The sequence below is a fragment of the Ramlibacter sp. AN1133 genome, assembly GCF_037890035.1.
Lineage (GTDB): Bacteria > Pseudomonadota > Gammaproteobacteria > Burkholderiales > Burkholderiaceae_C > Ramlibacter.
This window is the reverse complement of sequence record NZ_JBBKTQ010000008.1, coordinates 46004-70619: the sequence shown is the minus strand read 5'-3', so window position 1 is coordinate 70619 and position 24616 is coordinate 46004. Positions and strand designations below refer to the sequence as shown.

General features: G+C 69.1%; 23 protein-coding genes. 13 read left to right on the top strand and 10 right to left on the bottom strand.

Translation table 11 applies throughout. The annotated features are described in order from the left end of the window. Nucleotides 1–57: 57 nt before the first annotated feature. Entirely contained in the window at nt 58–864 is an 807-nt protein-coding gene (locus WG923_RS13040) for a TatD family hydrolase (RefSeq protein ID WP_340351404.1), read from the top strand. Further along, nucleotides 861–1520: an ankyrin repeat domain-containing protein gene (locus tag WG923_RS13035; protein ID WP_340351403.1), complete on the top strand. Its 660-nt coding sequence runs from the start codon at nt 861–863 to the stop codon at nt 1518–1520. Before WG923_RS13040 ends, WG923_RS13035 begins: the two co-directional genes overlap by 4 nt. 38 nt (nt 1521–1558) lie before the next feature. Here the strand turns inward: WG923_RS13035 and WG923_RS13030 are convergent, their stop codons facing one another. After that, complete coding sequence (locus WG923_RS13030; protein ID WP_340351402.1) at nt 1559–1930, bottom strand: hypothetical protein; 372 nt, start codon at nt 1928–1930, stop codon at nt 1559–1561. A gap of 396 nt (nt 1931–2326) precedes the next feature. Here WG923_RS13030 and WG923_RS13025 point away from each other — a divergent pair, with 396 nt between their 5' ends. The 3 genes from WG923_RS13025 to WG923_RS13015 all read left to right on the top strand — a co-directional run bounded on the left by WG923_RS13025 (nt 2327) and on the right by WG923_RS13015 (nt 7238). Continuing rightward, nucleotides 2327–3703 (top strand): hypothetical protein, encoded by a 1377-nt coding sequence (locus WG923_RS13025; RefSeq protein WP_340351401.1) that lies wholly within the window; start codon nt 2327–2329, stop codon nt 3701–3703. Nucleotides 3704–3827: 124 nt separating this feature from the next. Continuing rightward, complete coding sequence (locus WG923_RS13020) at nt 3828–4835, top strand: hypothetical protein (RefSeq protein WP_340351400.1); 1008 nt, start codon at nt 3828–3830, stop codon at nt 4833–4835. A gap of 45 nt (nt 4836–4880) precedes the next feature. Beyond that, nucleotides 4881–7238, top strand: a complete 2358-nt coding sequence (locus WG923_RS13015) for a hypothetical protein (protein WP_340351399.1) — start codon at nt 4881–4883, stop codon at nt 7236–7238. A gap of 76 nt (nt 7239–7314) precedes the next feature. On the opposite strand, the gene WG923_RS13010 is transcribed toward WG923_RS13015, so the two are convergent. Next, nucleotides 7315–8211, bottom strand: a complete 897-nt coding sequence (locus tag WG923_RS13010; protein ID WP_340351398.1) for a LysR family transcriptional regulator — start codon at nt 8209–8211, stop codon at nt 7315–7317. A 97-nt stretch (nt 8212–8308) separates the two neighbouring features. On the opposite strand from WG923_RS13010, the gene WG923_RS13005 reads away from it, so the two are divergent. Genes WG923_RS13005 through WG923_RS12985 form a run of 5 tightly spaced genes read left to right on the top strand, consistent with a single transcriptional unit; the run spans nt 8309 to nt 14431 of the window. Next, nucleotides 8309–9283, top strand: coding sequence for a Bug family tripartite tricarboxylate transporter substrate binding protein (locus WG923_RS13005; RefSeq protein WP_340351397.1), 975 nt, complete (start codon nt 8309–8311; stop codon nt 9281–9283). 10 nt (nt 9284–9293) lie between these two features. Then, nucleotides 9294–11417 (top strand): acetate--CoA ligase family protein, encoded by a 2124-nt coding sequence (locus tag WG923_RS13000; protein ID WP_340351396.1) that lies wholly within the window; start codon nt 9294–9296, stop codon nt 11415–11417. Further along, the gene (locus tag WG923_RS12995) at nt 11410–12192 is read left to right on the top strand and encodes an enoyl-CoA hydratase/isomerase family protein (RefSeq protein ID WP_340351395.1); all 783 of its coding nucleotides are present in this window, start codon (nt 11410–11412) and stop codon (nt 12190–12192) included. The genes WG923_RS13000 and WG923_RS12995 overlap by 8 nt, the downstream gene beginning before the upstream one ends. Then, on the top strand, nt 12189–13622 hold the full coding sequence (locus tag WG923_RS12990; protein WP_340351394.1) for an aldehyde dehydrogenase family protein: 1434 nt from the start codon (nt 12189–12191) through the stop codon (nt 13620–13622). Before WG923_RS12995 ends, WG923_RS12990 begins: the two co-directional genes overlap by 4 nt. Next, nucleotides 13619–14431: an enoyl-CoA hydratase gene (locus tag WG923_RS12985; protein ID WP_340351393.1), complete on the top strand. Its 813-nt coding sequence runs from the start codon at nt 13619–13621 to the stop codon at nt 14429–14431. Before WG923_RS12990 ends, WG923_RS12985 begins: the two co-directional genes overlap by 4 nt. Nucleotides 14432–14473: 42 nt before the next feature. Here WG923_RS12985 and WG923_RS12980 read toward each other — a convergent pair whose 3' ends face one another. The 4 genes from WG923_RS12980 to WG923_RS12965 all read right to left on the bottom strand — a co-directional run bounded on the left by WG923_RS12980 (nt 14474) and on the right by WG923_RS12965 (nt 16969). After that, complete coding sequence (locus WG923_RS12980) at nt 14474–14941, bottom strand: L,D-transpeptidase Cds6 family protein (protein ID WP_340351392.1); 468 nt, start codon at nt 14939–14941, stop codon at nt 14474–14476. Nucleotides 14942–15077: 136 nt separating this feature from the next. Then, nucleotides 15078–16145 carry an ACR3 family arsenite efflux transporter gene (arsB, locus tag WG923_RS12975; RefSeq protein WP_340351391.1) on the bottom strand — a complete coding sequence of 356 codons (1068 nt, stop codon included), beginning with the start codon at nt 16143–16145 and terminating at the stop codon, nt 15078–15080. A 16-nt stretch (nt 16146–16161) separates the two neighbouring features. Continuing rightward, nucleotides 16162–16626 carry an ArsI/CadI family heavy metal resistance metalloenzyme gene (locus tag WG923_RS12970; RefSeq protein ID WP_340351390.1) on the bottom strand — a complete coding sequence of 155 codons (465 nt, stop codon included), beginning with the start codon at nt 16624–16626 and terminating at the stop codon, nt 16162–16164. 16 nt (nt 16627–16642) lie between these two features. Next, on the bottom strand, nt 16643–16969 hold the full coding sequence (locus WG923_RS12965) for an ArsR/SmtB family transcription factor (protein ID WP_340351389.1): 327 nt from the start codon (nt 16967–16969) through the stop codon (nt 16643–16645). A 73-nt stretch (nt 16970–17042) separates the two neighbouring features. On the opposite strand from WG923_RS12965, the gene WG923_RS12960 reads away from it, so the two are divergent. The 3 genes from WG923_RS12960 (at nt 17043) to WG923_RS12950 (ending at nt 21270) form a co-directional block, all read left to right on the top strand. Beyond that, nucleotides 17043–18068 (top strand): RNA methyltransferase, encoded by a 1026-nt coding sequence (locus tag WG923_RS12960; RefSeq protein ID WP_340351388.1) that lies wholly within the window; start codon nt 17043–17045, stop codon nt 18066–18068. A 149-nt stretch (nt 18069–18217) separates the two neighbouring features. Beyond that, nucleotides 18218–19849 (top strand): sensor histidine kinase, encoded by a 1632-nt coding sequence (locus WG923_RS12955; protein ID WP_340351387.1) that lies wholly within the window; start codon nt 18218–18220, stop codon nt 19847–19849. Next, on the top strand, nt 19846–21270 hold the full coding sequence (locus WG923_RS12950) for a sigma-54-dependent transcriptional regulator (protein WP_340351386.1): 1425 nt from the start codon (nt 19846–19848) through the stop codon (nt 21268–21270). The genes WG923_RS12955 and WG923_RS12950 overlap by 4 nt, the downstream gene beginning before the upstream one ends. Nucleotides 21271–21356: 86 nt before the next feature. Here the strand turns inward: WG923_RS12950 and WG923_RS12945 are convergent, their stop codons facing one another. From WG923_RS12945 to WG923_RS12930, 4 genes are read right to left on the bottom strand one after another with little or no spacing between them, the layout of a single operon-like run. Further along, a complete protein-coding gene (locus WG923_RS12945) occupies nt 21357–21692 on the bottom strand; it encodes a c-type cytochrome (RefSeq protein ID WP_340351385.1) in 336 nt (111 codons plus the stop codon). 46 nt (nt 21693–21738) lie between these two features. Continuing rightward, complete coding sequence (locus WG923_RS12940) at nt 21739–22383, bottom strand: cytochrome b/b6 domain-containing protein (RefSeq protein ID WP_340351384.1); 645 nt, start codon at nt 22381–22383, stop codon at nt 21739–21741. 10 nt (nt 22384–22393) lie between these two features. After that, nucleotides 22394–23710 carry a cytochrome c3 family protein gene (locus tag WG923_RS12935; protein ID WP_340351383.1) on the bottom strand — a complete coding sequence of 439 codons (1317 nt, stop codon included), beginning with the start codon at nt 23708–23710 and terminating at the stop codon, nt 22394–22396. 38 nt (nt 23711–23748) lie between these two features. Continuing rightward, nucleotides 23749–24609 carry a response regulator gene (locus WG923_RS12930; protein ID WP_340351382.1) on the bottom strand — a complete coding sequence of 287 codons (861 nt, stop codon included), beginning with the start codon at nt 24607–24609 and terminating at the stop codon, nt 23749–23751. Between the last annotated feature and the right edge of the window lie 7 nt (nt 24610–24616).

Here is a 24616-nt window from a genome sequence, read left to right as displayed (position 1 = left end):
AGAATCCCTTTTTCAGCGCCGCGGGTCGCGAGGCCGCGCGGCGCGCCTGCTTTTGCCATGTTCGTCGATTCCCACTGCCACCTGAGCTTTCCCGAGCTTGCCGCCCAACTGCCCCAGATCCGCCAGGCCATGGCCGACGCGAAGGTGGACCGCGCGCTTTGCATCTGCACGACCCTGGAGGAGTTCGAGGACGTGCACGCGCTGGCGATGCGCTACGACAACTTCTGGGCCTCCGCCGGCGTGCACCCGGACAACGAAGGCATCGCCGAACCGACAGTGGACAAGCTGCTGGAACTGGCCGCCCGGCCCAGGGTGGTGGGCATCGGCGAGACCGGCCTGGACTACTACCAGATGCAAGAGCGCAAGGGCGGCCGCAGCATCGCGGACCTGGAGTGGCAGCGGGAGCGCTTTCGCACCCACATCCGCGCCGCGCACGCCTGCCGCAAGCCCCTGATCATCCACACGCGGGCCGCGTCGGCCGACACGATCCGGATCCTGAAGGAAGAGGGCGAGGACGGCTCCGCGGCCTCCGTGGGCGGCGTGTTCCACTGCTTCACCGAGACGGCCGAAGTGGCGCGGGCCGCGCTGGACCTGGGCTTCCACATCTCGTTTTCCGGGATCCTCACCTTCAAGAGCGCGGCCGACCTGCGCGAAGTGGCGCGCTTCGTCCCGGAGGACCGTCTGCTGATCGAGACCGACAGCCCCTACCTCGCCCCGGTGCCGTATCGCGGCAAGACCAACAACCCCTCCTACGTCCCCTATGTGGCAAGGCAGGTGGCGGAGGTGCGCGGACTGTCCGTGGAACGCGTGGCGGAGCTCACCAGCCGCAATTTCGAGACCTTGTTCCAGCCGGCCGCATCATGAGAAGTTACTTCAAGACCGCCTTCTATCTTGTTGCCCTGCTTTCGCTTTCCCTGGCGCGGGCGGGCTCCTACGAGGACTTCTTCCAGGCCGTCAGGCAGGACGACGGCCGCACGATCACGCAGCTGCTGCAACGCGGGTTCGATCCCAACGCCCTCGATCCGAACAAGACACCCGGCCTGTTCATCGCGGTCAGGGAAGGCTCCCTGAAGGCGGCGGAGGCGCTGATCGCCTGGCCCAAGACGCAGGTGGAATGGCGCAGCCCCAAGGACGAAAGCCCGCTGATGCTCGCCGCGCTCAAGGGCCACAAGGAGATCGTGCGCAAGCTGATCGCCCGCGACGCCGACGTGAACAAGACGGGCTGGACGCCGTTGCACTATGCGGCCACGGGCGGGCACGTGGAGATCATCCAGATCCTGCTGGACGAATATGCGTACATCGATGCGGAGTCGCCCAACAAGTCGACGCCGCTCATGATGGCGGCCAAGTACGGCACGCCGGCGGCCGTGAAGCTGCTACTGGAGGCGGGTGCCGACCCGAACCTGCGCAACGAGCTGGGGCTGTCGGCCATCGAGTTCGCGCAACAGGGCAACCGGCGCGATTCGGCCGAAATGATCGCGGCGGCGATCCGTGCCGCGCACCCCAAAGGCAAATGGTGACAACCACTTGCCTGGGAAACTTCAAGTGCTGATCGGGCCTACTGGGTGGTGCACGGGTTGATCAGCTCGACGCCCGCGGACATGACCCCGGTGTCGGCGCGGCAGCGCGCCATGTCGGCGTAGTGTCCCTGGACCAGCATGCCCGGCGGGTTGTAGCGCAGCGTGGCGCGCGCCTGGAAGCCGCTGGCGGGCGTTTCCTGGCAACGGGCAGTGCGGCCGGCCAGGGTTTCGACGCGGCGGCAGATGGCATCGTCCGGATAGTCGAACTGGCGGATCACCTTGCCCGCGGTGTCACGGTAGACCAGGTGTTTGCCCGTGCCTGCCGCAACACCCTTGTACAGAGGGTCCTGCGACGCGCAGCCGGCCAGCAGGACGGCCGCGATGACGGTGAAGCTCGCGATCAAGTGCATGGGGTCTCCCAAATAATCGTGGACCGCGGTCCATCCGCGGCGTCACGTTTTTTACATGGATTCGGCGCTGTCGGGGGGCCTCTGTAACCGCCGTTCTTGATTGATACGATGCGTATTATGTCAAATCACGCGCAGACACGAGGCTTAGCCGGCAGGCGTACTCCTCGCTAAGTGAATTCCGGGGATGCCTCGGCCTTCCTTGAACAGCCGCAGCTTTCCGCCCATTCTTGGCTCGGCGCGACGGCTCGAAGGCGGTCACGACGCGCTGGCAGATGAGCGTCATCCCCCCCCCAGGTGACCGACAGACCGCGAGAGGCCACTGCGGTGCCGCTCGAAACGGCACCCGTTGGCTCGTTCACTGCACTGCGCGATCAACGTGAGAGAGGAGCGCCAAGCATGTCACCCGAACAGGAAAAACTGGTTCTAGCGAGCCTGTACGACCGCCTACACGACGCCGTGACCTATTCGCCGGAGGGGAAGGCGCCGGCGTTTTCGCCCCAGAACATCTACTTCCAGATGACCAAGAACACGGTGCTGCGGCCGTCCGACTTCGCCGACATGCTCAGCCCGGCGAATCCCAACGGCAACCAGCTCACCGCGGAGCTCTACTCCGCCATGGTGGACAAGCTGCCGTCCCCGGGCCCGCTCTGGGCCGACAGCACCGACAAGCTGTCGGATGAATACGCGAACCTCGCCGCCGCGAACACGGATTCCAAGCCGACGCCCGACCAGCAAAAGCTCTACGACGACGCTTTCAACTTCCTGGTCACCGAGGTCGAAGGCAAGGATTTCCGGGGCAACGTCACCAGGACCTACAACCCGAGTCCCATCGCCCTCGCCTATGAACAGGCCAAGGCGGCCTACATCTCCGCGGTTTCGGGCTATCGCACGGCCTACAACGGCTACGACCTGACGAAGAAGGAGGACCAGAGGGCCTGGAACGCGGCGGCGCCCATGCTGCAGAACCTGGTGGACCAGACCTGGAACGCCTGGGGCCGCGCCGGCAAGACGGAAGTCGAGGAAGCGCAGGCGGCATTGAACTCGACGATCGGCGACGCGGTCAGGCTGGCGATCGACCAGATCGCCAAGTCGACTTCCGCGGAACACAAGCTGCCGTCCTCGACGCCGGGCGGTTTCGCCTGGCTGCCGTCGTACGGCGTGCCGACCGAGTGGGCCTCCGACGACCTGCACGGGCCGAAACTCGAGTTCACCAGCGCCTATCTGAACAAGACCACCAGCAGCCAGGCCGACAGCTATGGGGCCCAGGCGGGCGGCAGCTTCGGGCTGTTCCACGCGTCCGGTGGCGTCGAAGGGGAACACAAGAGCTCCTCGTCGCACATGGACGCCCAGAACCTGAAGCTCGAGGCGGAACTGATCGCGGTGTCGATCGTGCGCCCGTGGTTCAGTCCCCTGCTCCTGGGCATGAACGGCTGGTGGATCAACTCCGCCAGGAAGGGCGAACTGTCCAACGGCGACCCGAAGAACCCGGCGGGAACCCTGGCACTGATCCCCACGGGATTCGTGCTGGCGAAGAACGTGAAGATCACGGCCGACTTCTCCTCGGAAGACAAGAAGTTCATCAGCAACTCGATCGCCACCAAGGCGGAGGCGGGCTGGGGGCCGTTCAGCTTCAGCGGCAAGTACGCCCACTCCGACTCGAAGGAGGATTTCAACTCGAAGTTCGATGGCGGCTCCCTCGTGTTTCCGGGCCTGCAACTGATCGCCTGGATCAACACGGTCCCGCGGCTGAGCCCTCCGCGCGACCCGAAGTAGCTTCACCCGTCGCGTCAGCGCGGGCCCGGGCGGACGGGACTTCCGTCCGCCCCCGTCGATCCCGCCGCATGCAGTGGTCGTGGCGGATCTCGCGCACGTGCGCGGCAGTCGGGAGGACGAGCCGATGAACCTGCTGGATGCCATTGCGGTCCAACTGCCGCCGCTGGATGCGTTCGCCCGCGCGAGCACGCGACGGCGCGCCCTGCCCCAGGATGTTCGAGCCACCGCGGCCGCCGCGGCGAGCGTCAAGCCCGTGCTCCAGTTCGGCCTGGCGCCCATGGCGCTCGACCTGAAGCGATACGCCGACGCGAGGTCGAATTCGAGGCCGGACGGGGATCTCCGCGCCCTCGCCGCCTTCCGGGATCTCGTCGATCCCGTGCCGAGCTTCACGCGCTTCTACGCTTCCAGCGGCATGTCCACCGAACGCCTCTACGAATCCATCCTCGAGGGCGCCACCCTGGCTGCCGACAGCCCGTTCACCGCCCGGCTGTTTGCGGATGCCAGGGCGCAGTTCGAGGCCGACACGTTCGCGAACATGGATGGCACGCCCGGCCGCTGGCGCCCGGTGTATGCGGTCCCCGACGACTGGTCCGATCTTTCCATCGAGGGACGGTTCCAGGACCTCGCCGTCGACCTGCCGGAGCCGCAAGGCGGCGGCGGGGGTGCCTACGCCATGATCGGCGATCCGGCGCCGCTGGGCCTGAGCGTCAGCGAGCCGGCCGGCATCAAGACGTCCTCCGATCCGGCAACGACGATCCATTCCTTCCGGATGAAGTACCTGCCGGTGTTCTTCAACCGGCCCTGGTTCCGGTACGAGTTGTTCCAGGCCGGAGGATGGTTGTTGTCGCAGCAGCGCAGCGGCTACTGTTCCTCGGGGGACCTGCACGACAACGGGGGCGTGTTTCCGCTGCTGCCGACCGGCATGTTGCTGGGCAGGGATATCGCGCTCGATGCAAGCTGGGGGCACACGGACCGGGCGGTGCTCTCCTCCGCCCTGGCGCGCGGCACGCAGGTGTCGCTCGGTCCCTTCAGCCTGAACGCTGCCGCATCCCCCACGGATGTCCAGGTGGTGGCGTGGACCAGTTCGCTGGTGCCGTTCTCCCCCCGGCAGTCCAATGTCCCGGGGCCGTGACGGCGCGGCCCCGCTCTCGAGTCCGTCGCCGCGAGGAGTAGCGCCATGCCACCCGTCAGCTATGCCAACTTCGAATTCAACCGGATGCGGCAGGAGCAGCGCTGGAGCCCGATCGAGCAGTTCAACGGCGATCTCGCGGGCTTCGCCAGCTTCGCCGGCCGCCCCCACCCCGCGAGCGGCGCCACGCCGGGAATCAGCCCCCACGCACTGGCGACGATGAAGGCGATCTATCCCGAGGTGGAAGCCGGCGCCGGCGCGGGCGGACTGCGTCCCGGCAAGTTCATGATCTACGTGCACGCCGCAAGGGACCGGGTCTTCGTGTCGCTGGCCAGGAGCTCGGATCCCGTCACGCTCGTCTGGTCCTGCTGGAACAGCGAGGAACTGGAACCCGCGGCTTCCTTCCGCAGGATGGGCGCGATTGCCCGGGGAAAGCGGACGGGCATCGAGGTCGTCTACCCCGCCGCGGAAGACAAGGCCTTCATGTGGAAGGCTTCATCCGTTCATCCGCTGCAGGTGCTGGAGAACGCGTACCAGCGGATCGTCCACCACGCGGGCCGCGAGCCGGACGCCGACCGGATCAAGGAGCAATCGGAGACGCTGGCGCGCTACTTCATCCCAGATGCGGGCCCGCCGGTGAGCTTCACCTTCACCCCCGCCGACCTCCAGAGCGGCCCGGATTTCGCCGCGGTACGGATGAACCACCTGATCGAGGGCTTCTACCTGTTTCGCCTGCTCGTCCCTTATCGCATCAAGTCGGCAGAGCCGATCAGCGACGACCTGCGCGCGGAGTTGAGCGGGGACCTGACGAAGCTGCTGCACAACGGCGACGCGGGCAGGATGGGATGGCTGTCGAAGTGGCTGACGGAGAAGATCGCGGAACTCGGGCGCAGCATCCGGGCGCTGAACAGGCCGGGCCAGCAGCGCCGCGTCGTGTTCTTCCTCAAGGGCGGGCGGGCGCTGAACTTCTATCTCGGCACCCCGGAAAAAGGCGAGAACGACTGGGACACGCAGGTCGTCATCGACCCCGGCCTGCCGGCGGAGGACTGGTACCGCTGCTACTCCGAGGTCCACGACGTGCTGCTGGCGGCCTTGCGGAGATTCAAGGCGGAATTCACCGCGCTCGTGGAGGCCAACGCCTCGCCGTTCGCCGAGTACCTGCGCGGCAAGACGGCCCCCGATCTTGCCGACGACGACGAAAGCGCAAGGAACGAAGCCAGCGACATCCACAGCGGCGGGGACACGGCGACGTGCAAGGCCGAACTGATCGACATCGGCATCCCTCGCCGCGATTCCGCTTCCGCGCTGGAGGAGTGGACGCGCCTGAGCGCGCAGGGCGCCCTGCTGGAGGCCGCGAACGGCGTGGTCTACCCGCATCGCACCTACTACCTGAACGAATACCTGATGATGATCCGCGATGCCTTCCTTCCCAATGCGGACGCGAAGAAGGCACCCAAGCGCATCACCCGCTTCGGCCTGATCCTGGCCAGCGAGGGGCCCTCGATGGTCGATAGCAGGCGCCTGGCCGTGCTGCCGAAGACCGCGGACCGGATCGCGACGATCCAGGCCAAGGGCCGCCGCGAGTTGTTCGGGATCATGATGAGCGAGTTCGCGCAGGCCTACAACCTGGTGCAGGACCGCGAACTCGCGGCCCTGTTCGATACCGAGGCGGCGGCGACGGTCGCCAATCCTCCCGCCCTGCCCCCGGCGTTGGCCAAGGTGCTGGACGGCGCGCAAGGCGAGCTCGCCACGGACGTCGGCGTCGCTCACGCGCTGTCGGAGCGGATGGCGGCGCATTGGACGGCCCGGACCGCGTTCTTCCAGGCGCGCCAGGAGTTCTTCGACACCTTCCTGCGCGATCTGGCGCGCGCGACGAACCGTGCGCTGGGCGACATCGGCGCCCAGTTCGCGGTGGCCGGGAGCTACGCGGCGCGCCTGCACGCCCGGCACCTGCGCATGGCGCCGGACGGCCTGGAACCGGTCCGCCGCATCCTCGTGAAGCTGCAGTGCCCGCGCGGCAGCAACGAAGCGCAGGTGCTGGCCGCGGTGGCCCAGGCCATCGCCAAGGCAGCCGCCGACAGCGGCAAGCTGGCGGTGGCCGACGTGCCGGACGCGAAGAACCGGTCCATGGTCCTGTTGTGGAAGGAAAAGGTTCCGATCGAGCCGTTCAACTATGCGCCGCTCGTGATGAAGATCCGTGGCGCGGCGCAGGGCGGCAACCAGCTTCCCGTCCTCGCATCGATCGACGGCATGCCCGTCCTCGACCTGCGCTACCTCGCGGCGGACTACCTGAAGAAGACCTCGAAGATCGACGAACAGGGATCCCGGCGCGTGCTGGCCTCGGCCGCCGCCGCCGTCTCGGAGATGCTGTCCCGGTTCGACTTCGACAGCGACGAAGACGATTGAACCCTTCGCCGCTGCCCAGGCAGCGCCCGACCGGATGGACGGGGGCGCTGCTGCATCCTCGTGGCTGGCCGGGCGCTCACCGCACCAGCCGCGGCGCCAGCGCCCGGATGCGCCCCGCGACGTGGCGTGCGGCGCGGGTCAAGGGCCGCTGCGACGTGACGGCGAGCACGATCGTGCGGCGGATGCCGGGCTTGACGACCGGCGCGGCGCCCAGGGTGCCACGCGCGAGTTCTTCCTTCACCGCCATCAGCGGCAGCAGCGTGTAGGCCAGGCCGCTCAGCGCCACGTCCTTCATGCTGCCGGAGCTGTCGACCTCCATCACGATCTCGAGCCGCAAGCCATGCCGGCGGGCCAGCTGGTCGAGGGTCTGCCGCAGCCCGTTGGGGACCGAAGGCAGGACCAGCGGCACGCCGGCGAGGGACTTGAAGGCAACGCTGTCCTGGGCCAGCAGCGCGCTGCCGGCCTGGCCGATCAGATAGGTGTCGGCCGTGCCCAGCACCTCCTCCGACCGGGCGACGCCGGGGCCATAGCGGTTGATGACCGCCAGGTCCAGCCGGCCGCTGGCCAGTTGTTCGTCGAGGTTGCCGCTGAAACCTTCGGCCGCGTGCAGCCGCACGCCCGGCGCCCCCGCGCGCAGGTCGGCGAACAGCAGCGGCAGCAGCTGCGGCGCGAGCGAGGGCAGCACGCCGACATGCACGGTGCCGGTCGGCACGCCGGCGGTTTCGCGCGCGATCGCATCCAGCCGCGCCACCTGGTCCAGCGCGGCCCGCACTTCCGGCAGCATGCGGCGCCCGAATTCGGACAGGGCCATGCCGCGCCCCGTGCGCTCGAACAGGCGGTCGCCCCAGGCCGATTCCAGCGCCGCGACATGGCGGCTGATCAGCGATTCGGCCAGGTCGGTCGCGGCCCCGGCGCGCGCCAGCGAGCCCTGCTCCGCCACGTGCACGAAGGACTGCAGCTGCTTGAGGTTCATGCCTTCACTTTAATGCAAGGCTGGATTGCACCAGCCACTCTTTCCGGCAAGCCTGCGCCGGCCTAATCTCCGTCACCCATCCAAGGAGACAAGCACCATGCGCATCGCGAAGCTGATCGTCGGCCTCACCGCCGCCCTCTCCATCGTTCCCCTGGCCCATGCGCAGGCACCGGCGTATCCGCGCGGACCCGTGACGCTCGTGGTGCCCTTCCCCGCCGGCGGCCCGACCGACGCCATGGCGCGCCAGCTCGCGCTCAAGCTCGGCGAGCGCCTCGGCCAGCAGGTGGTGGTGGACAACAGGGGCGGCGCCGGCGGCAGCATCGCGGCCGAGGCGGTGGCCAGGGCGGCACCGGACGGCCAGACGCTGTTCTTCGGCACCACGGGCACCATGGCCATCAATCCCAGCCTGTACGCCAAGCTGCGCTACGACCCGCTGAAGGATTTCGCGCCGGTGAGCCTGATGGCCACCACCATGAACGTGCTGGTCGTCAACCCGGAAGTGCCGGCGAAGAACCTCGGCGACCTGGTCAAGCTGGCCCGGGCGAAGCCGAACACCATGACCTACGGCTCCGCGGGCAACGGCAGTTCCAACCACCTCTCGGGCGAGCTGTTCCGCACCAGTGCAGGATTGCAGATCGCCCACGTGCCCTACAAGGGCAGCGCGCCGGCGCTGGTGGACCTGCTGGGTGGCCGGATCACGATGATGTTCGACACCATCGCCCAGCAGACCGGCAACATCGCCGCCGGCAAGGTGCGGGCGCTGGCGGTCACCGGGCCGCGGCGCTCCCCGCTGCTGCCCGACGTGCCCACCGCGCAGGAAGCGGGCCTGAAGGACTTCGACGTGACGATCTGGTACGGCGTGCTGGCACCGGCCGCAACGCCGGCGCCCGTGATCGAGCGCCTGAACCGCGAGATCGTCGCCGTGATGTCGACCGAGGAGATGAAGAAGCGCATGCAGGCCGACGGCGCCGAGGCGCGGCCGACCTCCGCCGCCGAATTCGCCGCCCTCATCCGGCACGACATGGCCAAGTGGGGCCCGGTGGTCAAGGCGTCCGGCGCCTCGCTCGACTGAGGGCCCGTACGTGACCCCCATCGACCCGCGCATCGCCGCCATGTACCGGCCGCGCAGCATCGCCGTGATCGGCGCCACCGAGGACCGCAACCGCGTGGGCGGCAGGCCGCTGCACTACCTGCGCAGCTTCGGCTACCAGGGCGCGGTGTACCCGATCAACCCGAAGCGCGACACCGTCCAGGGCTACCAGGCCTATGCCGCGCTGCAGGACCTGCCCGAGGCGCCCGACGTGGCCGTGGTGGCCGTGGGCGGCGACCAGGTGCAGGGCGTGCTGCGGCAGTGCGCGGTGCGCGGCACCTCCAGCCTCGTCGTCATGAGCTCCGGCTTCGGCGAAACGGGCGCCGAGGGCGCCAGGCGCCAGGCGGAACTCGTCGCCGAGGCGCGCCGGCTGGGCGTGCGCCTCGTCGGCCCCAACGCGCAGGGCATCGCCAATTTCCAGTCGGGCGCCGTGCTGAACTTCAGCACCATGTTCATGGAGGTCGCGCCGCAGGACGGGCCCGTGGCGGTGATCAGCCAGAGCGGCGCGGCGAGCGTGATGCCCTATGCGATGCTGCGCGAGCGCGGCATCGGCGTGCGCTACGTCGTCGCCAGCGGCAACGACGCCGAAACCTCGGTGTGCGAACTGGCGCTCGCGGCGGCGGCCGATCCGGACATCCGGGTGCTGCTGCTGTACATCGAGTCGCTGGCGGATCCGGCCGTGCTCGCCGAGGCGGCGCGCATCGCCCGCGTCCGCGGCGCGGCGGTGGTGGCGCTGAAGTCCGGCCGCAGCGCCCACGGTGCCAAGGCAGCCGCCTCGCACACCGGCGCCATGGTCAACGACGACGCGCTGGTCGACGCCTTCCTGGAGAGCCACGGCATCTGGCGGGCCGACGACGTGCACGGCCTGGTCAACGCCGTGGAGCTCTACCTGGCCTCGGGCCTGCGCGCCGCGCGCCGGCTGGTGGTCATGAGCCACAGCGGCGCCGTCGGTGTCGTCTGTGCCGACACGGCGGAAAAGTTCGGGATGCCGCTGGCGGAACTCGATCGCGGCACGGTGCAGGCGCTCGCGCGCATCATGCCGGGCTTCGCCACCGCGCGGAACCCGATCGACCTCACCGCCTCGCTGCTGTCCGACGGCTCCATGTTCGCCCGCACGCTGGAGGTGCTGGCCGCCGACCCGCAGGGCGACATGTTCCTGGTCGGCGTGCCCGTGGCCGGCGAAGGCTACGACGTGCAGGGCATGGCCGCCGACACCGCGCATTTCCTGCGGCGCACCGCCAAGCCGGTGGCGGTGTCGGCCCCGCAGGCTTGCGTGCGCGCGGCCTTCCGTGCCGCCGGCGTGCCGGTGTTCGGCCACGAGACCGACGCCCTGGCGGCGCTGCACCAGGTGAGCCGCCATGCGGCGTTGGTGGAACGTGCCTCCCTCCGCTTAGCTGACGTCCCCCGTAGGCTGGCGGTGAGCGCGCGCAGCGCCGAACCCCAGCGCTCCACCACCCTCAGCGAAGCCGCCAGCCTCGCCCTGCTCCACGCCGCCGGCATCCCCGTCGTCCCGCACCGCCTGTGCCACAGCCCGCGCGAAGCGGTCCACGCCTTCCGCGAACTCGGCCCCGAGGTCGTCGTCAAGGCGTGTTCGGCGGCGATCCCGCACAAGTCGGAACACGGCCTCGTGTTCCTGCACCAGCGCAGCGAGGAAGACGTGCTGCGTTCCTACGAGGAATGCGTCGCCCGCGTGCGCGCCCTCGGCCAGCCGCTGGAGGGTGTGCTGGTGGCGCAACGCGTGCGCGGCCAGCGGGAATTCGCGCTCGGCGTGAAGCAGGACCCCCTGTTCGGCACCGCCGTGATGGTCAGCGACGGCGGCAAGTACGTCGAGGCGCTGAAGGACTTCGCGGTGCTGCTGCATCCCTTCACCGAGCAGGACGTGCTGGACAAGCTGGCCCGCCTGCGGGTCGCGCCCGTCTTCGCGGGCGTGCGCGGCGAGCCGCCGGTGGACCTCCAGGTGGTGGCGCGCACCGCGGTCGCCCTCGGCCGCTTCGCTGCCGCGCAGGGGGACCGCATCGCCTCGATCGACCTCAATCCGCTGATCGCCGGTGCGGCCGGCGCCGGCGGCTGGGCGGTCGACGCCGTGATCGAACAGGTGGAGGCACTCCATGGCTGACCGCGACGAGGCCGTCACCCTGGAACTCGCGGACCGCGTCGCAGTCGTGCGTTTCCACCGGCCGGCGGCGATGAACGCCGTGGACGACGCGATCCGCTCGGGCCTCGTTCGGGCGCTCAAGCAGCTCGATGCCGGCGACCACGCCGATGCCATCGTGCTCACCGGCAGCGGCGAGCGCGCCTTCTGCGCCGGGCAGGACCTGGAGGAATCGGCCACCGTGCAGCCGGGCAACCTGGCCGGCTGGCTGAATCGCCAGCACGCGATGTACCAGGCCGTGCGCGACGTGAGCAAGCCCATCGTCGCCGCCCTGAACGGCACGGCCGTCGGGGCCGGCTTCCAGATGGCGCTGATGTGCGACCTGCGCGTCGCCCATCCCGGCATCCGCATGGGCCAGCCGGAGGTGCGTGCGGGGCTCGCCAGCATCGTCGGCTCCTACCTGATGTCGCTGCAGATCGGCCATTCGCTGAACCAGCAACTGTCGCTCACGGGCGAACTGATTTCGGGCGAGCGCGCCCACACCATCGGCCTGGTCAACGAGCTGGTGCCGCCAGACCAGGTGCTGGAGCGGGCCCTGCAGCGGGCACGCGAGCTGGCGGCGCTGCCGCGCACCGCCTTCCGCCTGACCAAGCAGCGCTTCCGGGAGCGCACCCAGGCCGGCTTCGAGGAGGCCTGCACCGCCGGCATCCGCTACCAGCTGGAGTGCTACGCCAGCGGCGAGCCGGCACGGGTCATGGAGGAATTCCTGGCCCGTCGCCAACGCAAGGAGATGCAATGAAGAAACACGAACACCTGTGGATAGACGGCGGCTGGCGCGTTGCCGGCGGGGGCACCGACCTGCCCGTCACCGACAGCTACACCGGGGAGGTCTTCGCCAGTTACCGCTGCGCGTCCACCGCCGACGTCGACACCGCGGTGCAGGCCGCGCGCGCCGCCTTCGAGGGCTGGTCCGCCACGCCGCTGGAAGAGCGCATCGCCGCGGTGCGGCGGGTCGCCGCCGCCCTGCGCGAACGCAGCGATGCGATCGCCCGCGTGATCTCGCGCGAGGTCGGCATGCCGGGCAAGCTGTCCGCGCGCATCCAGGCCGGGGCGCCGATCGCCGCCTGGGACCTGTACGCGGACCTCGCGGGGCAGCTCGAATGGGAAACGCGCATCGCCCACTCGCTGGTGCAGCAGGTACCGGTCGGCGTGGTCGCCTGCATCACCCCCTGGAACTACCCGCTGCACCAGGTGACCGGCAAGGTCGCGCCTGCCCTGCTGGCCGGCTGCACGGTGGTGCTCAAGCCCTCCGAGCTCGCGCCCTCCAGTGCCTTCCTGCTGGCCGAGGCGGTGCAAGCGGCGGGGCTGCCGGCCGGCGTCTTCAACCTGGTCCACGGCGGCGGCCCCGACGTGGGCGAAGCGCTGGTCACGCACCCGGAGGTGGACATGGTCTCCTTCACCGGCTCAACGCGCGCGGGCCGGCGCATCGCGGCGCTGGCGGCGCAGGACATCAAGCGCGTGGCGCTGGAGCTGGGAGGCAAGTCCGCCGCCGTGGTGCTGCCCGGCGCGGACCTGAACCTGGCGGTCAAGGCGACGCTGGCCAGCTGCTTCCTGAATTCCGGCCAGACCTGTTCCGCGACCACCCGCCTGCTGGTGCCGCGCGAGCAAGCGGCGCAGGCCGCGCACCTCGCGGGTGAACTGGCGGCGTCGTGGGCCATGGGCGATCCGGCCGATCCGGCCACGCGGCTCGGCCCGCTGGTCTCCGCCGCGCAGCGCGAGAAGGTGCGCGGCATGGTCGATGCCGCCATCGCGGCCGGTGCGCGGCGTGCCACGGGCGAGCTTGCGCTGCCGCCGCACGGCTTCTTCTTCCCGCCCACGGTCTTGCACGAGGTGACGCCGCAGATGGCGATCGCGCGCGAGGAGGTGTTCGGGCCGGTGCTGGTCGTGCTCGCCTACGACAGTGTCGACGAGGCCGTGGCCATCGCCAACGGCACGGACTACGGCCTCGCCGCCACCGTGTGGGCTGCCACGCCCGCCGCCGCCCTGCCCGTGGCGCGGCGCCTGCGCGCCGGCCAGGTCGACGTCAACGGTGCGCCGTTCAACCCGCGGGCGCCCTTCGGCGGCTTCAAGCGCTCGGGCCTCGGCCGCGAGAACGGCCGTTTCGGCATCGAGGAGTTCCTCGAACCCGTGTCCCTCCAATTGCCCCCTGCCTATTTCGAGACGCCATGAGCTACCAGCAGATCCAGACCACCGTGGACGGCACGACGGCCGTCATCACCCTCGCCCGGCCCGAGCGCATGAATGCGCTGACCAAGGTGCTCGAGGCGGAATTGCGCGACGCGATCGAGCAGGCCGGCCGCAACGCGGAGATCCGCGCCATCGTGCTGACCGGCGCCGGCCGCGCCTTCTGCGCCGGCATGGACATGGACGAACTCGAGGTGCTGCCGCCCGAGGACATCCGGGCCGAGCAGTGGATGCGCCCCTACGACATGAACCGGCGCGCCGACTACCAGACCCGCTACTCGTACTTCCCCGCCGTGCCCAAGCCGATCGTCAGTGCGATCAACGGGGCGGCGGCAGGCCTGGGCCTGGTGATGGCGCTCTACAGCGATTTCCGCATCGCCTCGGAGCAGGCTGTTTTCGCGACGGCGTTCGCCAAGCGCGGCCTCATCGCCGAACACGGCATCGCCTGGATGCTGCCGCGCATCGTCGGCCATGCCAACGCCACCGACCTGCTGCTCACCTCCCGCAAGGTCGACGCCGCGGAGGCGTTGCGCATGGGCCTGGTGAACCGCGTCGTGCCGGCGGACCAGCTCCTGCCGCAGGCCCTGGCCCTCGCGCACACGCTCGCCAGCGAGGTTTCGCCGCGCTCGGTGCGGGTGATGAAGCGGCAGCTCTGGGAAGCGCCCTACCAGGGTCTCGGCGAAGCCGTGGCGCTGGCCAACGCGGAGATGTTCACCAGCCTGCAGAGCGAGGACTTCCGGGAAGGCGTGGCGCACTTCGTGGAGCGCAGGGCGGCCCGGTTCACGGGCAAGTAAAGAAGGGCGCCCCGGTGCGCGTCGCCGCAGCCACGCTCCTTCTCAAGGCTGCGGCGCCCAGGACTCCACGGTGATCCGCCAGGCCCCGCCGCCCCGCTTCAGGCGCAGCCGCTTGGCGCCGGCATCCTGGTGGCTGGCCGACATGTAGCGCTGCACGAAGTGCACTTCGGCTTCCGACTGGGTCAGGAGCCGGATGCGCAGCGCCTCCATCTCCACCGAGATCCTGCGGTTGGCCAGGCGCGCACGCCGTTCCTTCTCCCAGTCGGCGCGCGACGGCGCCCGGCCGCGGAAGTCCGGGTCGTAGAAGCGCAGGTAGGTGTCGGCCTCGCCGAGCTCCCACGCGAGCTTCCAGGCCTGCAGCGCCTGCTCGATTTCGTGTCGCCGTTGCTCGGGGGCCTGCAGGCCCGGCGTGCCGCTGTCGATCGCCAGCACGCGCGGCGCTGCATCGACCGCGAGGCTGGCCAGGCCCGCCACGGCGATGGCGAGCACCCGAAGGGGTCTGTTGCTCAATCCCGTTCCCTCCAACGTCTTCGTGTGTAACGGGATGATGCCAGCCGGCCCGCGCGCTTCGTACGGCCCGCGTCAAGGGAACCCGCAGGCAGCCGGCGGCGCCCGCCGACCGGTCAGCTTGCGGGGACGGGCGGCGCTACGCCCTCGCCTCGTACCAGCCCTTGCTGCGGTTGACGACCCGTACCACCAGCAGCATGACCGGCACTTCGATCAGCACGCCGACGACCGTGGCCAGCGCTGCGCCGGATTCGAACCCGAACAGGCTGATCGCCGCGGCCACCGCCAGCTCGAAGAAATTGCTGGCGCCGATCAGCGCCGAGGGGCAGGCCACGTTGTGCGACTCGCCGACCGCGCGATTGAGCCCGTACGCGAGCGCCGCGTTGAAGAACACCTGGATCAGGATCGGCACGGCCAGCATCGCGATCACCAGCGGCTGGTCGAGGATCGCGCGGCCCTGGAAGGCGAACAGCAGCACCAGCGTGGCCAGCAGCGCCGCGATCGACCAGGGGCCGATGCGCGCCAGGGCCGCATCGAGCGCTCCCTGCCCGCGCCGCAACAGGCTGCGTCGCCACCACTGGGCGATCAGCACCGGGATCACGATGTACAGCACCACCGAGGCGATCAGCGTGTCCCAGGGCACCACGATCGCGGACAGCCCCAGCAGCAGCGCCACGATGGGCGCGAAGGCGAACACCATGATGGTGTCGTTCAGCGCCACCTGCGACAGCGTGAAGAGCGGGTGGCCGTTGGTAAGGCGGCTCCAGACGAACACCATCGCGGTGCAGGGCGCCGCCGCCAGCAGGATCAGGCCCGCGATGTAGCTGTCGGACTGCCCCGCGGGCAGATAGGGCGCGAACACGTGCCGCACGAAGATCCATCCCAGCAGCGCCATCGAGAACGGCTTGACCGCCCAGTTCACGAACAGCGTCACGCCGATCCCGCGCCAGTGCTCGCGCACCTGGTGCAGCGCCCCGAAGTCCACCTTCACGAGCATCGGGACGATCATCACCCAGATCAGCAGGCCGACCGGCAGGTTCACCCGCGCCACTTCCATGCGGCCGATCGCCTGGAACACGCCGGGCAGGAACTGGCCGAGGGCGATGCCCAGCACGATGCACAGGAAGACCCAGACGGTGAGGTAGCGCTCGAAGACGCTCATGGGCGCGGGTTGCGCCCGGACCTCCTTCAAGGTGGCGGCAGTCATGCGTCGCGTGGCGGCCTCAGCAGCACGAGGATTTCACGGGAATGCCGACCGGCTTGCCGGCAGGCGCGCGCGGAGCGCAGCAGGCAGCCGCTGCGGGCTGCGCCTGCTCGTTGAACACCGGGATGTTGCCCAGGGTGTGGAAATGCTCCCAGGCGATCCCCTGCGGGTCCGTGATCCAGTGCTTTTCGCTGCGTGCATAGCAGCAGGTGGTCTCGCCCTCGTCCTGGAGCGCGAAATCGGCGGCCTCGGCGCGGGCCTTCAGTTCGGCCAGTTCCTCGGCGTTGTCGGTCTGGATCCCCAGGTGGTCGATGCCGGCGGCGTGGCCGCGCGTGGAGATCGCGAAGTTCACCGGCGGGTCCTGCAGCATCCACTTGGCGTAGTCGGCCTCGCGGCGCGCGGGCTCGGCCGCGAACAGCTTCGAATAGAAGCCGATGCTCTTGTCCAGGTCGGCGACATGCAGGTGGACGTGGAAGCGCTTCATGGGGATTCCTTCGTTTTCAGCAGTTGGTGCAGCCGGGAATGGCCAGTTGCTCGCAGCCCGCGCCCAGGCAGCAGTGCGCCGCCAGGTAGTCCATCAGCTCGGACATGCGTTCCAGCGAGGCACGGTAGATCAGGTTGCGCCCCTCCCGCTCCTGGCTGACCATGCCGGCGTGGACGAGCTCCTTGAGGTGGAAGGACAGCGTGGAGGCCGCGATGCCCAGCATCTGCGCCAGTTCGCCCGGGTTCATGCCCTGCGGCCCGGCGCCGACCATCGCCCGGAACACGCGCAGGCGCAGCGGTTGCGCCAGGGCGGCCAGCGCGGCGACGGCATCCTTTTCTTCCATGATTCGACTTTAGTCGAATGATCGAAGCGTGTCCAGCGCCGGGGGCGCGACGGGCTTCGGCACAATCGAGGCCATGACCCGGATCGACACCCTCGTGCAACGCCTGCGCCGCGCCGGCGCCGGCCCCGAGCACGAACGCCGCATCCTGCGCCTCTGGACCAACGCCCTGCCCATGGACAGCGGCAAGCGCCGGATCGAGGACTTCCTGCCCGCTTCCCTGCGCGCCGAGCTTCCGGCGCTCGAGCGCGACCTGGCCGGCCTCGCCCGCGTGGTCTCGGCGCATCCCGGCGCCGACGGCTCCGAGCGGCTGCTGGTGGAACTGGCGGACGGCCAGACGGTGGAAAGCGTGCTGCTGCCGCGCGACGGCCTGTGCATCTCCTCGCAGGTGGGCTGCGCCGTGGGCTGCCAGTTCTGCATGACCGGCCGCACCGGGCTGCTGCGGCAGCTGGGAAGCGCGGAGATGGTGGCGCAGGTCGCCCTCGGCCGCTCGCGCCGCGCGGTGAAGAAGGTGGTCTTCATGGGCATGGGCGAGCCGGCGCACAACCTCGATGCGGTGCTGGAGGCGATCGATTTGCTCGGCACCGCCGGCAACATCGGCCACAAGAGCCTGGTGTTCTCCACCGTCGGCGACCCGCGCGTGTTCGAGCGGCTGCCGCGCGAGCGCGTCAAGCCCGCCCTGGCCCTGTCGCTGCACACCACCAAGGCAGACCTGCGCGAGCGACTGCTGCCGCGCGCGCCGCGCATGACGCCCGAGGAGCTGGTCGAAGCGGCCGACGCGTATGCCCGCGCCACCGGTTACCCGATCCAGTACCAGTGGACGCTGCTGGAAGGCGTGAACGACGGCGAGGACGAACTCGAAGGCATCGTACGGCTGCTGGCCGGCCGCTACGGCGTGCTGAACATGATCCCGTTCAATCGCGTCGACGGCATCGCCTTCCGCCGCCCGAGCCGGGAGCGCGCGGCGGAGATCGCCCGCACGCTGCACCGGCGCGGGATCCTCACCAAGCTGCGGCAGTCGGCGGGGCAGGATGTGGAGGGCGGCTGCGGGCAGTTGCGGGCGCGCACGCTGCGCCTCGTGCCGGCGCCTGCCACGGCCTGAGCGTCCTGGCGCACCTGTCGCCCGCCGGCAACAGGGCCGGCCCGCCTGGCGGACAGGTCCTTGCGTGCCATCAATAGGCCCCCTCCCTGCGGCGCGCACACTCGGCGTGTCGGGCCCGTCCGGGTCCGGCCGGCCCCCAACACAACGGCATGACGCCGAAAAGCCTCCAGTTCAAAGTCAGCCTCTACCTGACCCTCGTGCTCGGGGCGGCCATGGTGCTGCTGATCGTGCTGCTGGTGCGGCAGGAACGCGGCGAGCAGTTGCGCACCATGGTCACTCACATGTCGCAGCTCTCGCAGGTCATCGAGCGCAGCACCCGCTATGCGATGCTGCTGGACGAGCCGGACATCGTCGACAAGATCATCGAGGACATCGGCAAGCAGGAAGGCATCAACCGCGTGCGCGTGCTGCGCAAGAACGGCACGATCGCGCACTCCAACGTGGCGGGCGAGGTCGGCCAGCACATCGACAAGGACGCCGAGCACTGCTCGCAATGCCATGAAGGCACGAAGAAGGTACTGGGCGACTCCCCGCACGCGATCAAGTGGCGCATCTTCGACACGCCGGACCGCCACCAGCTGCTCGGCAACATGGAGGTGATCCGCAACGAGCCCTCCTGCGCCAGCGCCTCGTGCCACGCCCACCCGGCCAGCCAGTCGGTGCTGGGCGTGGTGGACATCACCTACTCGCTCGACGAATTCAACAGCACGATGAAGGACCACGTGCTGAAGATGGTCGCGTTCTCGGTCGGCTTCGTGCTGCTGGTCGCGATCAGCGCCGGCTGGCTGCTGCGCCGCCTGATCTACCGGCCGCTGCGCGACCTGGCGCGCGGGGCGGAGCGCATCGCCTCGGGCGATTTCGGCCAGCCGATCCCGGTGCGCGGGGACGACGAATTCGGGCGGCTGGCAGCCTCGACCAACGTGATGATGGCCGCCGTCAGCAAGTCGCACAAGGAACTGCAGGACTGGGTCGACACGCTGGAGGAAAAGGTCAAGGAGCGCACCGAGGAACTGCGGCTGGCCGAGGCCGAGGTCGCCCGCGGCGAGAAGCTGGCCTCCATCGGCCAGCTCGCGGCCGGCATCGCCCACGAACTGAACAACCCGCTGACCGGCGTGCTCACCTTCACGTCCCTGATGCGGCAGAAGGCCCCCGCCGGCAGCCAGGACGCCGAGGACCTGGACCTCGTGATCCGGGAGACGCGCCGCTGCGCCAGCATCATCCGCCGCCTGCTGGACTTCGCGCGCGAGAAGCCGCCGGAGAAGTCGGTGGTGAACCTCAACGACATCGCGCAGGAGACCGTGCGCTTCGTCGAGCGCTCGGCGGCGCTGCAGCAGGTCGACATCCTGATGGAGCCGGATCCCGACCTGCCGCCGCTGCACGCCGACGCCGACCTGATCAAGCAGGTGCTGATGAACCTGCTGGTGAACGCGCAGCAGGCCATCGACGGGCCCGGGCGCATCACCGTGCGCACCCGGCTGCACCCCGCGCGCAGGTTGCCGCTGCGCTCCGAACCCGAGCCGGTGGTGGAGCTTTCCGTCACCGACACCGGCTGCGGCATCGAGAAAGCCAACCTGCAGCGCATCTTCGATCCCTTCTACACGTCCAAGGAAGTCGGCAAGGGCACCGGCCTGGGCCTGTCCGTCAGCTACGGCATCGTCAAGGCCCACGGCGGCCAGATCGAGGTCGAGAGCGCGGTCGGCGCCGGCAGCACCTTCCGCATCTTCCTGCCGGCCGCCCTGCCCGTGCGCGAGCCGCACGGCACGCCGGAGACCACCGCATGAAAGCACGCATCCTGATCGTCGACGACGAGGACATCGTCCTGCGCAGTTGCACCCGCATCCTGGCGGGCGACCCCTACGAGGTGGAGTCCGTCCTCGATCCCTGGGAGGCGCTGCGGCGCATCGACGAGAACGGCTACGACGTCGTGGTGCTGGACATCATGATGCCCAACATCGACGGCCTGCAGGTGCTGCAGCACGTCAAGGAGCGGCACCCCGACATGGACGTGATCATGATGACCGGCCTGTCGCAGATCCAGACCGCGGTCAAGGCGATGAAGCTGGGCGCCTTCGACTACCTGCCCAAGCCCTTCGACCCGGACGAACTGAAGATGGTGGTGGACCGCGCGATCGAGCGGCAGCGGCTGCTGCGCGAGAACCGCACCCTGAAGTCGGAGGCCGGCTCCAAGTACCGCTTCGAGAACATCGTCGGCGCGAGCCCGCAGATGCAGGCGGTGTACCGTCTGATCGCCCAGTGCGCGCCGACCAACTGCACGGTGCTCGTCACCGGCGAGAGCGGCACCGGCAAGGAGATGGTGGCGCGGGCCATCCACTACAACAGTTTGCGCCGCGACCAGCCCTTCGTGCCGGTGGACTGCAACACGCTGTCGGAGAACCTGCTGGAAAGCGAGCTGTTCGGCCACGTGAAGGGCGCCTTCACCGGCGCCGTGGCGCACAAGCGCGGCATGTTCGAGATGGCCAACAACGGCACGCTGTTCCTCGACGAGCTGGGCAACATTCCGCTGTCCACCCAGGCCAAGCTGCTGCGGGTGCTGCAGGAGCACGAGTTCAAGGCGGTCGGCGACACGCGCACGCAGGCGACCAACGTGCGCATCCTGGCCGCGACCAACTCGGACCTCAAGGCGATGGTGGCCGACGGCAGCTTCCGCGAGGACCTGTACTACCGCATCAACGTGTTCCCGATCCACGTGCCGCCGCTGCGCGAGCGCCGCGACGACATCCCCGCCCTGGCCTTCCACTTCCTCAAGGCCTTCTGCGAGGAGCTGGGCCGGCCGGTGCCCAGGATCTCCGACGGCGCGATGAGCCTGCTCGTGAACCACGCCTGGCCGGGCAACGTGCGCGAGCTGCAGAACGCGATCCAGCGCGCGGTGATCCTGGCCTCCGACGACATGATCCGGCAGGCGCATCTCGCCAGCATCCTGGACAGCGCGCCCAAGAGCGAGCTGGAGGTTCCGCGCACCGCGGAGGAACTCAAGCACATCAAGAAGCTCGCGCGCGAGCGGTCGGTGGAGGACATCGAGAAGCTGTTCGTGCAGGAGACCCTCAAGCGCAACGTGTGGAACGTCACGCGCAGCGCCGAGGCGGCGGGCATGCAGCGGGCCAACTTCCAGGCGCTGATGAAGAAGTACAACATCCGCGTGCGGGACACCGAGCCCCACGCGGACCAGGAACAGCCCGAGTAGCTCCCTCCCCGTCCTTCCAACGAGAAAGGGGCCCTGCCGCCGACCCCCGTCGCGGCTGGGCCCCGAAAGATCCTGGCGGCCTTACCCTACTGCGCCAGGACCCACTGCACCAGATTCTTGATCTGGGCAGTGTCCTTCGTGGCGACGGCCTTGTGTTCTTCTTCGCTGCCGTCGTCCAGCTTCACCTTCGGGCTCTTCGTCACGAATTCCACCAGCTTGGCTTCCGCGTCCGCCTTGCCCTTGTACTTGGCCGCGACCTTCTGGTAGGCCGGGCCCTTCTTCGCCTTGTCGACCGAGTGGCACTTGGTGCACCCGTTGTCCTTGGTCAGCTTCACCGCCGCGTCCGTGTCGACGCCTGCCGTGGCCGGCAGCGCGAACGCGCACAGGACGGCCGCAGCAGCCGCGCAGGTCTTCAACTTCATCTCTCTCTCCTTGCTAAAAGTCATGGTTGCGAAAAAGCGGTGTCCTTCACGACGCCACCGGCGCCGCGGGCTCCTCCTCGACGTCCTCGTAGCCGGTGACCATCGCCTTGATGTGCGCCGTGGGCGTGTGCCCCAGGGTCGCCAGGTAGGGATGGAAGAACAGGTAGAAGACGAAGAAGATGAAGATCAGCACGTGCACCGTGGAGACGACGCGGATGCCGCCCACCATGTCCACCACCGCCTGGAAGCGCTTGATGTCCCACATCAGGATGCCGGTGGCGAACTGCAGCGGCAGCAGGAACAGCATCAGGATCTGGTACAGCGTGCGCTGCAGCGGGTTGAACTTGTGGTACGGGTCGATCCGGTGCGGGTTGTGCTCGCCGCGGAACATGCCCCAGCCGTAGTACTTCGCCTGCTCGAACGAGGCCTGCGTGAGCTTCACGATGTTGAATTCGGGGTGGTAGGCCTGGTTGCGGTCGGAGAACAGGTAGAACAGCAGCCAGATGCAGAAGTTGGCGATCAGCGCGAAGCCGACCCAGTTGTGCAGCGTCACCGCGGTGCCGAACGACATGTAGTCGAACAGGTCGAGGTAGCGGACCTGCACACCCGTCACGATCAGCCCGATGAACAGGATGACGTTGGTCCAGTGCCAGAAGCGCACCGGCAGGGGATGGACATAGACCTTGCTCATGGTGATCTCCTCAATCGGTGTCGGACGTGTTGCGCTCGGCGGCGGCCTTGCGCCGGCGCTCGCTCAGCAGCTTCATGGTCAGGTGCGCGCCGGGCAGCAGCACGCCGCCGGCCAGGGCCATCAGCAGCAGCACGTCGAGGATCTTGATGCGCGTTCCGCCGACGGCGTAGAAGCCGCTCACGGAGCCGATCGATTCGGCGGAGCTCAGGATGCCCTGCGTGGCGCCCTTGCGCACCGGGCGGCCGTCCGCGCCGACCATGCTGACCGTCACGGCCTGGAAGGCGGCGGCACCCTGCTTGTGGCAAGTGGCGCAATCCTTCACCGCCTTGCCCTTGGCGGCGAGCGCGTGGGCTTCGACGCCGGTCTGCACCTCGAGGCGGCCGCGCACGAAGCTGCGCTTGTCCCAGCCGTTGCCGCGGCTCAGGTCCTGCAGCAGGCTCCAGAGGGCCCGGCCGTCCAGGCCGTTGTCGGTGCTGGTCAGGGTCACGAACTGCGGCACGCCGATCTTCTCGGCGGCGGGCTTCTGCTCCCCCTTGCCTTCGTAGATGCGCAGGTCGACCCGCCGCGCCGCGGTCGGGTTGTGGCACGCGCCGCAGGAGACGGCTTCGAGGTGGTGCTCCGCGTTGGGCAGCCACTTGGCGTGCGAGGTCGCGACTTCCTTGTGGCAGGAGACGCACTGGCCGCGCAGGTGGTCACCGACGGTGGCCGCCTTCACGTCGTGCGTGCGGTGGCAGTCCTTGCATTCGAGGTTCTCGCCGTCCGTGCCGTGCACGCTAGCGGTGAAGGCCTTGGAGATGTCCTTGTGGCACTCCTGGCACAGCACGTTGTCCGCCGGGTTGGCGTCCTTGAGCGACTTCGTGGCGTGCGGGTTGTGGCAGTTCGCGCACAGCGGCGCCTTGGCGCTGCCGGCCTTGACGAGCGCCCAGTGCACGCTGTCGTCGTACTTCTTCATCGTCTTCTGGTGGCAGTCGCGGCAGGTCTCGGTCGCCTCCACCGCGTGGCTGCGCTTGCTGGCCATCTTCTGCTCGTTGCCGGCCTTGCCGTGCGTGGCCGTGTCGATCTGCGAGTGGCAGCCTTCGCAGCCTTCGCGCGCATGCTTCGAAGCCGCGAACGCGTCGGCGGCGATGTACAGCGACAGGGTCTCGCCGTTGCCCAGCGTCTTGCGCGCACCGGGCTTGGCATGGCACTCCAGGCAGGCCTGGTCTTCCTTGGACAGCTTGGAGTCGGCCGGGTCGGCGGCATGCGCCGGCCCCGCCACCAGCGAGAAGGCCAGTGCCAGGGCCGCTGCCGCGTAGGCGGCGAGCTTCGATCCTTGACTGATTTTCATGGGTCCTCCGGGGGTCGTATCAATGTGTCGAGGGGTCCTCAGCTCGCCCGCTCGAACACGGTCTTCATTCCGATCCAGGCCAGCGCGGCGAGTCCGACGAAGGGCGCCACCACGATCCAGGCCAGGCCGAGGAACGGGGCCGCGACGATGCCGACAGCGACCTTGGCCGCGCCCGCAACACCGCGGTTCGGGGTTTCGGTGGCCACCGGGGCCATCGCCTCGGGCGCCGCGACGGCCGCTTCGGCCACCGGTGCCGCGGCGGGCGCGGCTTGCGCTGCCTCTTGCGCGGGCGCCTCGGCCTTCTTGCCCTTCACCGCCACCCAGGCCAGCATCCCGAGGCCGACGAAGGGCAGCAGCACCGCATACAGCAGGCCGATGAAGGGCGCGGCGAGGAACAGGGCCATGTTCCTGAGCATCCGCAAGGCGCTGAACTTCGCCGGCGCTTCGGCGGCAGGCGCCGCGAAGGTCACGGGGGCGGCGAGGGTAGCCGCCGGTGCCGCTTGCTCGCGCGGCGCCGTCACGCCTTCCATCACGGTGCGCACGGCCTTCTCGGCGCTGTCCTCGATCATCTCGGGCGACAGCGGCTTGTTCAGGAATTCGCTCACGCCGCAGGCGCGGGCCCGCGCCTCGCTGGCGGGGGAGCCGTAGCCGGTGACGATCACCACCGGCGTCCAGGGTTGGGCGGCGCGGATCTTCTCGGCCACCTGCAGTCCGTCCATGCCGGGCATGCGCAGGTCCGTGAACACCGCGTCGAATTTCTCGGCCTTCAGCTTGTCGAGGGCCACCTGGCCGTTTTCCGCGGCTACCACGAGGTAGCCCTTGCCGGAGAGGACGCGCTTGAAGCTCGCTCCCACCACCGGATCGTCGTCGACGACGAGAAGTTTGCGCAGTGCTGTCATGATGATT